The 2,252-nt window shown below is 23.1% G+C and carries 1 protein-coding gene; it reads right to left on the bottom strand.

All coding sequences use genetic code 11. The features are described 5' to 3' along the window. Positions 1 to 120: 120 nt before the first annotated feature. Positions 121 to 1,806, bottom strand: coding sequence for an IS1634 family transposase (locus tag BT993_RS06730; protein ID WP_072593797.1), 1,686 nt, complete (start codon positions 1,804 to 1,806; stop codon positions 121 to 123). Between the last annotated feature and the right edge of the window lie 446 nt (positions 1,807 to 2,252).

Raw genomic sequence — 2,252 nt, 5'->3', positions numbered from 1 at the left:
TTTTCCTTCTTTATTAATTATCAAGTTTTACAGCAAAAAAATAAAAAAATAGGCTCTAAAGTAGTAAGCATCTGCTGTAGAGCCATTGCACTTTAAAAAGTGGATTATGTTACAATAACCCTACTTCCTAGTTTTTGCAAGAATATTTTTTAATGTCTGTGGTGTATGATACTTATTAATATCTCCTAACCTAAATGACTTATATAAATCAAATAAACATTCATTTAATTTTGTTGTATCTATAGTATATATATTCTCATGTGTATATATATAATTATGTTCCTTTAGTGTTTCTAATATAGTATCTAAACTATATCTATTCTTTAATTTCTGTCTTATTAACATAAGTATCAACAATGATACAAAGCAAGTTAAAAAATGTCCCTCTATTGCATCATCTGTAGAAACAAATATAGGTCTTGCTTTTAATAATGTCTTTGTAGCTCTAAATACATGTTCTATTTGATATTGTTTAGCATATGTACTTAAAACAAAATAATCAATATTTTCTTTAGGATCTAAATTAGTAACTATTAAAGAGAATCCATCATATTTAGAATCTTTATCTATAAATTCTTCATTTAACTCATATTCTTTAAATATATCTAAATCACTCTCTATTATCTCTCCTGTTAAACTATTAACTACTTGTATATTTTCTCTACTAAATTCAGCTAACTTTTGATATTTAGGAGAATAATAAAATACAAATCTTTCATTTAAACTAATAGTTTTCTTTTCTTCATTAATAGTAGTAATAACTCTTTTATTATTAGCAATAGAAATACCATATGTATATACTTTCCTTATTCCCTTATCTAAATCTTCCTTAGAAGCATTAATTAAAGCATCTCTAATAGTGTTTTCAAAAATCTTCTTTAAATCACTACTCATATTCCTAATTCTATCCTTAAGTATATAACTATTATTACTAACAAGTAATTGTGCAATATTATTAGAAGATATTAATCCAGCATCAGCAATAACAACAGTTTTAGAAAAATCAAATTCCTTTTTAGCTTCATCAATAAAAGGAATTAAAGTAGAAACATCAGTCTTATTACCTTTAAATAACTTGTATGTTAAAGGAATACCATTTCTATCAGTAATTAATCCCATTTGTACTATAGGTTTATCATTATTAATCTTACTATATCCATATTGAGGATAATTATCTTCATTTGTATTATCAGTATATATGTAATAGTTAGTAACATCATAATGAGTAAATGTTTTATCAATTTTAAAGTTATGAGATAAGAACTCATGAATACCATTAATTATTTTAACTTTATTTTTAGCAAAAACTCTTAAAGCTCTATAGATATCATGTAATTTAAAATTAAATAAATCAATAAAGGAATTAATATGTTCAATATTATCAAGTTTAGAACCTTGAAATATTAATCTAGTGTATACAAGGAATCTAAATATTTGAGCAAGAGAATATTCTTTATTATCTTTAAGAGGATAAAGAATATTAGAAAGATTAAGTTTATCAAAAACAAAAGAAATGAATAAAGAGCCAAGATTTTTTCTTGAGTTAATATCATTAATTGAAATAGTTTGATTTAGATTAATTTCATTAACGATAATATTATTATTGTTTTCAGCTTCTTTTTTATTTAAATCATCAATGATGTTTTTAAAGTAAAGTTTTTGTTCATCAGTAAGTTTATCTTGGTTTTCGACAACACCTACTTTACAAACAGTTTTAGTAACTAATTTTTTAGATTTAGGGTCAATAAATTTTCTTTTAGCATATATATGAATATTATTACCAGCTTTAGTGAATGTTAAGTGCATGTATACTCCTTTTTAAGACAATATCAATCAACATTATTATATCATGTTATGACATAATTGTAAATAAAAAACTTCACAAAAAAAGCGAGATTTCATCTAGCTTCTAACACTCTTTTTTTATTTTTACCTGTAAAACTTGCGAAAATATTTTCTATTAACAGTAGTAGGCTTTATTAAATATTTAGTTAAGTCTTTAATATTATTATCTTTAAGGATATGGTAAATGATACCACGGTCAACTTTAGTAAGATGTTTAAATTTTCCTTCTTTATTAATTTTTAAAAATGTGTTATTATTAGTCATGGGTATACAGTTCCTTTCAATAGATTTGCTCATTTATGATTGTACTGTATATCCTATTTTTTTTCAATTACTTTTTTGGACATTTACTTTTGGAATTTAGGTAAAGAAGAATTAATAAAAAAAGAATTGACAGATTTTTATAA

Source organism: Streptobacillus ratti (genome assembly GCF_001891165.1).
GTDB classification, from domain to species: domain Bacteria; phylum Fusobacteriota; class Fusobacteriia; order Fusobacteriales; family Leptotrichiaceae; genus Streptobacillus; species Streptobacillus ratti.
Note: the sequence above shows the minus strand (reverse complement) of the source record. Positions and strands in the feature narration are given on the sequence as shown.